The sequence below is a fragment of the Mucilaginibacter sp. RCC_168 genome (genome assembly GCF_041355315.1).
Taxonomy (GTDB): domain Bacteria; phylum Bacteroidota; class Bacteroidia; order Sphingobacteriales; family Sphingobacteriaceae; genus Mucilaginibacter.
Genome location: NZ_JBFUPN010000049.1, coordinates 1 through 8,203, shown reverse-complemented (window position 1 = coordinate 8,203; position 8,203 = coordinate 1). Strand labels below are relative to the sequence as shown.

The following is an 8,203-nucleotide window of genomic DNA, read 5'->3' as shown; positions in this document are numbered from 1 at the left end:
CTGGACAAGGGTACGTTGCCTGATCCTGTGGAACTGGGGGCGGGTCAGTCGCAGGAGTATGAGGCGGCCAGGACTAAGCTGGAGGCGCAACTGATTGTCATCTGGGAGAAGGTGCTGGGAAGGAAATCCATTAGTATTAACGATAATTTCTTTGAACTTGGTGGGCATTCGCTTAAAGCAGCAAAATTTTCATTTATGTCAGCTCGAGAATTAAACCTCGAGATTTCACTCAAAGACATCTTTACATATCCCACTGTTAAAAGCATAGCGCAAATAATTGAGGAAGGGAAAATATTAAAAGACTTGCTGATACCTGTTGCTGATGACTTGCCATATTACCCATTGTCACCTGCTCAAAATCAATTATGGATTGCCGACCAGCTCGAAAACCCAGACAGCACTATATTTAATATATTTGGTTCGTTCCTTTTTAAAGGAGACCTGGATGTAGAGGCACTGGAGAAAGCCTTTGAAACAGTCATCTCCCGGCATGAAATTTTAAGAACAGCTTTTATCACTGTTGCCGGCGTGCCGGTACAGAAAGTTTTATCCACTGCGGAAATCAAGTATCACCTGGATTTTCTTGATTTACGTGATATAAGTAATGCGCATGACAAAGTTATCGCTCTCAGTGAAAAAGCTGTAACCAAGCGATTTGATCTTACAACAGGTGGGCTCGTAAGAACCGAACTGATACAATTGGCCAGTGATGAATTTATTTTTCTATTGACCCTTCATCATATAATTGCAGATGGCTGGTCAATAGACGTTCTCCTTTCGGAGATTTCCTTGTTATACAGGAGTTATAGTGATAACACCCTTACTAGTCTTCCAAAACTGCCCTTACAGTATAAAGATTTCAGCACTTGGCAAAATAATTTAGTGAGCAATGATGCCATGGAAATTCACCGGGTCTATTGGAAAGAGCAATTCAGTGGAGATCTGCCATTATTGAATTTACCGACAGATTTTCCCGGGGCCACGGATTCCAATGCGGGTGGTTTGATGAAAATGAAGGTTGACGGGGCGTTAGGAGAGAAATTAAGGTTATTGAGTGTCCAGTGTAATACAACCTTGTTCGTTACGTTGTTTTCGGCCGTCAATCTGCTGCTGTACCGTTACACAGGTCAGCGCGATATTATTACGGCCTTCCCGTCCTCCGGCAGAACGAATAAAGAACTGGAAAGACTTATCGGTTTTTTTATCAATATAATACCCATCAGGACCCGGATAAATCCAGAAAATTCTTTTGAAAGATTCTTATTGTCTGTCAAGGATAATATCATGATGGCATTCAAGCATGAAGCGTTTCCCGTGATGTATCTTGAAGATATAAATTTGATGCGTCCGGATATTCAGAGGACGTTGTTTAATGTCCTGATCCAGGTTGATTATTCGGCAAGTAGTGAGGGGACATCGACCCCTTTCAAAAAGGTGGCGGTTGATAATTATGATGTAAGAAGAAATACGAGTAAATATGACCTTACCTTCTTCTTTTTTATCGATGCAATGACCAGCGAAATATTATTTACCCTGGAATACAAAAGCAACCTTTTCAAAGAAGAGACAATTAAAACAATTCAGGCAGACCTCCTGCGGTTGCTGTCAGCAGTTGCAGATAATCCGGGTTTGATTCTATCGGATAAAGAGCTGATAAGCAGTGAAAGTGAAGAAATTGAATGGAATAATTTTACTAAACCACTAGACTAAACCAAGAACGAATATATTATGTGCGGCATAACCGGAATATTCAACATCGATCCCAGAAAACTCGTCGATAAAGAGGTGTTAACCGCTATGACTACTTCTTTGAAGCATCGGGGCCCTGATGAAAGTTCCCATTTTATAGACGGCAATGTAGGATTTGGCTTTCAAAGGCTGGCTATAATCGATCTCGATAATGGCAGGCAGCCTTTTTTCGATGACACAAAATCTATTATGCTTATGTGTAATGGTGAAATTTATAATTATAAAGAGTTAAAACTTAAGCTACAAAAAAAAGGATATATATTCAAAACCACATGCGACATTGAGGTACTGGTGCCGTTATATGTAGAGTATGGTATTGACTTTTTAAAACAGATTAACGGACAGTTTGCCATAGCTATTTACGATAAACGAAAAAGTTCCCTCATTTTGGCACGGGACCATTTTGGCATCTGCCCATTGTATTATGCACTCGTCGATAATGTTTTGCTATTTGGATCTGAAATAAAGGCTTTATTGAAAAATCCCATCTTAAAGAGGGAAGTTAATTTGACCGGACTTGATCAGGTATTTTCTTTTCCAGGTTTGATCAGCCCGACCACGATGTTTAAAAACATAGTAAGTATCAAGCCGGGTTCATATATTATCTTAAAGGATGAAATTGAAGTGGAAACTTACTGGGATCTTGACTATCCCTTACCTGCCTCTCAATCGCATATGCAGTCGGAAAGCTATTATATAGAGAAGCTGGAAGATTTATTAATCCAGTCTGTAAAGTATAGAATGAATGCCGATGTGCCTGTTGGGTTTTATTTAAGCGGAGGGTTGGATTCTTCCCTGATTGGTGCATTAATGAAAAAAATTGCTCCTTCAACAAATTTTGAATCTTTTTCGGTATCCTTTCCTGCCGCGGAGGATAAAAATATAGATGAAAGTTATTATCAGAATTTAGTTTCTGGTCATTTAAATTCTATTCATAACAAAATTCCATTTGAATGGACTCATGTCCAGGAGAAGATGACAGAGATGATTTACTGTGCGGAGGGACCTTTAAAGGAAACCTACAACAGTTGTTCCATCTCCTTGTCTGGTGCCGCCCGCAAAAAAGGTATTAAAGTTATTTTATCAGGGGAAGGGGCGGATGAGTTTTTCGGGGGCTATGTGGGCTACAGATTTGATGCTCAAAGGCAACCATCCAATCAGCCAAAGACGTTGGAAGAATTGATGGAGGCACAGTTAAATAACGACCTTTGGGGAGACCCTGATTTTTTTTATGAAAAAAATTATTTCGAGTTTTCAGAAACAAAAAAAGCAATTTATTCTGAAGGGGTGAATGAACTTTACTCGAAATTCAATTCCTACAACTATCTGGAAATAGATAAGTCAAAGCTTGCCGGGCGAGGGAATTTACATAAACGATCATATTTAGATTTAAAGTTAAGACTAAGCGATCACCTCATTTCCGATCATTGTGACAGAACATGTTATGCTAATTCTGTTGAGGGAAGATACCCGTTCCTTGATGTCAACCTAATCGAATTTGTGAAAACAATCCCGGATCACCTCAAACTGAATAATTTAATCGAAAAATATATTTTAAGGGAAATAGGTAAAAAGTACCTGCCCAAATCTGCTGTTACAAGGCAGAAGCAGGGCTTTGTAGCAGCCGGCAGTCCTTATTTTTTAAGAAAAAATAATGAATGGGTAAACGATATGCTGTCATTTGACCGTATTAAACGTCAGGGCTATTTTAATCCGTCGACAGTGGAGCGAATAAAAAAACATTATGTCAAAGATGATTTTGTACTTAATCTCCCTTTCGACAATGATCTTCTGATAATTGTATTAACCTTCAATATCTTTCTTGATGTATTTAACATGCCAGATTTTAATTGTTAAAAAGGCTTAGTAATATGGAATTTATAAATAAAAAAAGTTTAGGTATAATAGGCGGTATGGGATCCCAGGCCAGTTCTTGGTTATTGCAGCGGATCATCCATTTATCAAAAGCACCCACAGATCAGGATAATCTCGAGATCGTACTCCATAATAATAGCAGTATTCCAGACCGTACGCTGGCAATTATCAATGATGGTAAATCACCTCTTCAAGAACTGCAACGTTCGGTTAACATCCTCAATAATTGCAAAGTCGATGTTGCGCTTCTCGCCTGTATGACAGCACATTTATATCACGACGAACTCAATAAACTTTTTCATGGTCACCTGTTGAATGTAGCTCAACTGGTATTTGATGAGATTATTAATAACCCTGCGTATTGCAAAGGAAAAAGAATTGGTCTTATCGGTTCAACAGGAATGATTACTACCGGCATGTTCCAAAAAAAACTGGAGCCTCATGGTTTTGAAGTTATAGTACTTAATAGTGACGAACAACAAAAATATTTCATGGACCCCCTGTATGGTGATAATGGTATTAAGGCTGGTGTAACTGAAGGAAAAGTCAAACAACTTTTTTTGAGCCAGCTTGACATCCTGACAGAACGTGGCGCAGATATCATTATTGGTGCATGCTCCGAGGTTCCCTTAATTGTAAATGAAAACATTGCTTATCCATTCATTGACAGTTTTGATCTTTTAGCCAGGAAGACCGTTGATTACTGTTATAATACCATTAACTTATGAGTTCTTTTAAATTTAAAGTGTTAATCGGTGGAATTGGTGATGATGCTCATTCAGTTGGTATCAGACTTCTTGAACTGGGATTCAGGGAAGCTGGTTTTTTCGTTAAAAGTTTAGGGATAAGAAATCAAATTCAAGATTTTTTTGATCACGCGAAAGATTATGATATTATTTTGGTGTCTAATAAGAACGGGCATTCTGAGTTGTATCTTAATGACTTTCCGCGGTTGATCTTTGAATATAAATTGACAGATAATTCGCCCAAATTATGGTATTTGGGTGGAAGCCTGTCTGTAAGTGAAAATGCGTTTGAAGTAAAAAAAAGGTTCTTAAATATGGGGTTTACGAATATCTATCCTAAACCAATAGCTTTCGGAGAGGTCCTTCAGGATATCAAAATCGATATTATCAGGAATAATATCAAAGAACGTCATATAGCCGCTGAATTAAATAGACCTTTGCATGATCTTGCTCCCTTGCCCTGTCATAATATTTTGGACAGAAAACTTACTACGGAAGAACTTTTTAAAATGCGCAGTGATGTTCTTTTGGAATGGCCAACAGGAACACAAGTATTATCCCACCCTGCAAAATGTATCGGGAGTCTAGATAGCTTGCTTTGGAAAAATCATCTGACAGGTGATATCCCTTTGTTTCAGCCGCGTACTGGCGTGGCAGATATTAAAGAACAAATTTCCCTGCTGCAATATCTGGAAGGCGTTGGCAGTGATATTAGTTCGGTACAGCTGGATTCGGCTTCCAGGTCGAAATTTTACGAAAAGGCTATTCTGGGCCGAGATGCGAGTATTGAAAGAAAGAATTCTGTACTAAATGGATTTCCGGTTCCTGTATATGGTGTAGACGGAATTAAGAAACTTGTGCGAGCTCTTAAAAATCCGTTTCAGCTTCGCGGAGGTGGCCCGGATCATCGCTTTACGTACGAAATTGCTCTTGAAGGTGGAGCTTCCGGGGTTGAGGGAGGTTTCATCTGTTATTTGCTGCCTTATGACAAGTTATGTACCCCCGTTGAATCTTTTAATAACTGGCAATATATTGATCGTCTTTGTGCTCATTTTGAAGAACAGCATCAGCTTACAATTAACCGTGAGTATTTTGGCGTACTGACTGCATCGCTGATTGAGCCATCTTTAGCGATTGTCGTTAACGTCATTCAAAGTATCCTCAGCGCACAACAGGGATGTAAAAGCATTTCAGTTGGTTACGCAGAGCAAGGGAATCGGTCTCAGGATATTGCTGCAGTTCAGGTGATGACGGAGATGGTCAGCTACTACCTGGAGCTATATAATTTCCGGGAATGTCGTGTGACGACAGTTTTTCATCAATTTATGGCTGCCTTCCCGCAGGACTACGTAAAATCAGAAGAGTTAATTTACCAGTCTTGTGTAACAGCGACTTTGGCCAGAGCGACAAAAGTTATGGTTAAAACTGCTGCGGAGGCTTTTAATATACCAGATAGGTATGATAATGAAAAGGCCTTGAAATTATGTAGAACAGCAGCTATATCCGCGTATTCAGCTAAAGTTTCATTTCCTCAGATAGCTGTCGAAAAAGAAATTATCAAAAAAGAAGTCAAAGCAATCATGAAGGCTGTCATAGAACTTGGTAATAATTCTGTAGCGCTTGGTGCAATTAAAGCTATCGAGTGTGGAATTATTGATATACCCTTTTCACCTAATTTATACAATAAAAATAAGGTTATGGGAATTAGGGATATCACAGGTGCCGTCCGGTTCCTGGATTTTGGAAACCTACCATTTGACTCCAACATAAAAGAATTTCACCAGGAAAGAATTAATACAAGAACAGTGATGGAGAGAGATTCAAACTTATTTTCACTGGTCGAAAAAGATTTAAGTAGGATATGGAAGAATGATTATAAAAGTTGGCCGCTCGACGATCATTATATTAATTAATTAAAATCTGATGCATTATAATCCCGCTCATACTTATTTTGAAAATGTGGCAGCCTTATCGCCTGATGCAATAGCCATACACGAATCAGAAAGCCGCATCACCTATTCTTCATTAAATAAATATTCGAACCGGATCAGCCATTTACTGTTAGGGCTTGAGCTCGGTGATGAAGCTGTTATAGCTACCCTAATGCCTTCCTGCATCGAATTGATAGGCAGTTTACTGGGCATTTTTAAAGCAGGTGGAGTTTATTTACCGATGGATTCCGGATTTTCAGAAAGCCGGTTTGCAGAAATTTTTTCTGATACGAAGCCTTCGGTCCTGATAACCACATCACTTGGAGAACAACAGGCAAGGGAGGTAATCAAAAAAAGTGGTACACAGCAGACAGGGTTACTGGTGCTGGAGGCCGAATTTATGATGAGTTTTTATCCACCTGGGGAAAACTCACGCAGGATTTTTAATCCAGATGATTTGCAGGATAAAAACCCTGATTTGCAAATTGATGAGAACTCGGGTAATTATGTTGTATACACCTCTGGATCCACTGGCGGGGGGAAGGCTATTTTAGGATGTCATAAAGGGTTGAGCCATTTTATTCACTGGGAAATTGAAGAATTTGGAATTAGATCTGATTGCCGTGTAAGTCAGCTTGCGCAAATAACCTTTGATGCATCATTCCGGGATATATTTGTTCCGCTGTGTACCGGTGGTACGATCTGCATACCCGAGACGGGTTTAAAGAGTAATATCCTTAAACTGGTTGAATGGATAGAATCAAGCGGCATCACGCTGGTTCATTGTGTACCATCGCTGTTCAGGTTGATTTCCCGGGAACTGTCATACATGGGAGCGGGTATTGAAAGAATGCCCCAGGTCAAACATTTGTTAATGGCCGGAGAGGCACTTTATGCAAAGGATATTCTGGACTGGCGGAAGAATGTGGGTTATCATATCGAACTGGTTAATCTTTACGGAACATCAGAAACAACACTCGCTAAAACTTTTCACCGCATCGATATATTGCCTGAAAACGGTGCACAGACCATTCACGTAGGGAAGCCTATCAGTAATACACTGGTAGCCATCATAAATGGGGACCATATATGTAAAACAGGGGAGATCGGGGAAATCTATATCAAGACCCCCTTTTGGACCAAGGGATATTACGGTGATGCAGCGCTTACAGCGCGTGCGTTTGTACAGAACCCGCTGGTCAGCGACCGGACCGACCTGGTTTACAGAACCGGTGATATCGGCCGCTATATTCAGGACAGAAATATTGAAGTGCTTGGGCGTATAGATAACCAGGTAAAGGTTAACGGGATACGCGTAGAGCTGGGAGAAATAGAGGGAGCGGTGCTGAAGGTGCCCGGAATAGAGGAAGTAGCAATAATAGCCCAGAAAAATCATGATAATGACACCGAACTTGTGTGTTATTATGTTGGCGATACAGATCCAGGAGAGCTTCGCAAGCATGTTCAGCAGGAATTAAATGAAAACATTATCCCTGGTTATTTTATCAAAATGGATTCACTGCCTTTGACGCTGAACGGAAAGGTTGACAGGAAATCCCTTCCGGCCCCGGAATCCATGACCATGGAATCCTTTGGATATGAACCGGTAAAGACGGTAACGGAAGAGCGGCTGGAGAAAATATGGAAAGAAGTACTGAACCGGGAGCAAATAGGAAGAAAAGCAGCTTTCTTTAAAATAGGCGGCACTTCGCTAAAGGCTATACAGGTACTTTCCAGGGTATACCGGGAGTTTGACATTTCGCTGCTGATTAAGGACATATTTACGCATTCGACAATTGCAGCAATGTCTCGTTTGGTTACCCCAGATGCACTTAGAAACGAGTATAAGTTGATATCGCAGGTCCCGGAGGCATCCAGCTATGGTTTATCTCCTTCGCAACG

The 8,203-nt window shown here is 40.2% G+C and carries 5 protein-coding genes; all 5 read left to right on the top strand.

What is annotated here, in order from left to right; all coding sequences use genetic code 11:
• A partial coding sequence (locus AB6735_RS27725; RefSeq protein WP_370999434.1) for a condensation domain-containing protein occupies positions 1-1,710 on the top strand: 1,710 nt, incomplete at its 5' end.
• A gap of 18 nt (positions 1,711-1,728) precedes the next feature.
• On the top strand, positions 1,729-3,606 hold the full coding sequence (gene asnB, locus AB6735_RS27720; RefSeq protein ID WP_370999433.1) for an asparagine synthase (glutamine-hydrolyzing): 1,878 nt from the start codon (positions 1,729-1,731) through the stop codon (positions 3,604-3,606).
• A 14-nt stretch (positions 3,607-3,620) separates the two neighbouring features.
• Positions 3,621-4,352: an aspartate/glutamate racemase family protein gene (locus AB6735_RS27715; RefSeq protein WP_370999432.1), complete on the top strand. Its 732-nt coding sequence runs from the start codon at positions 3,621-3,623 to the stop codon at positions 4,350-4,352.
• The gene (locus AB6735_RS27710; RefSeq protein ID WP_370999431.1) at positions 4,349-6,283 is read left to right on the top strand and encodes a methylaspartate mutase subunit E; all 1,935 of its coding nucleotides are present in this window, start codon (positions 4,349-4,351) and stop codon (positions 6,281-6,283) included. Before AB6735_RS27715 ends, AB6735_RS27710 begins: the two co-directional genes overlap by 4 nt.
• A 10-nt stretch (positions 6,284-6,293) precedes the next feature.
• On the top strand, positions 6,294-8,203 hold a 1,910-nt coding region (locus AB6735_RS27705; RefSeq protein WP_370999430.1), incomplete at its 3' end, for an AMP-binding protein.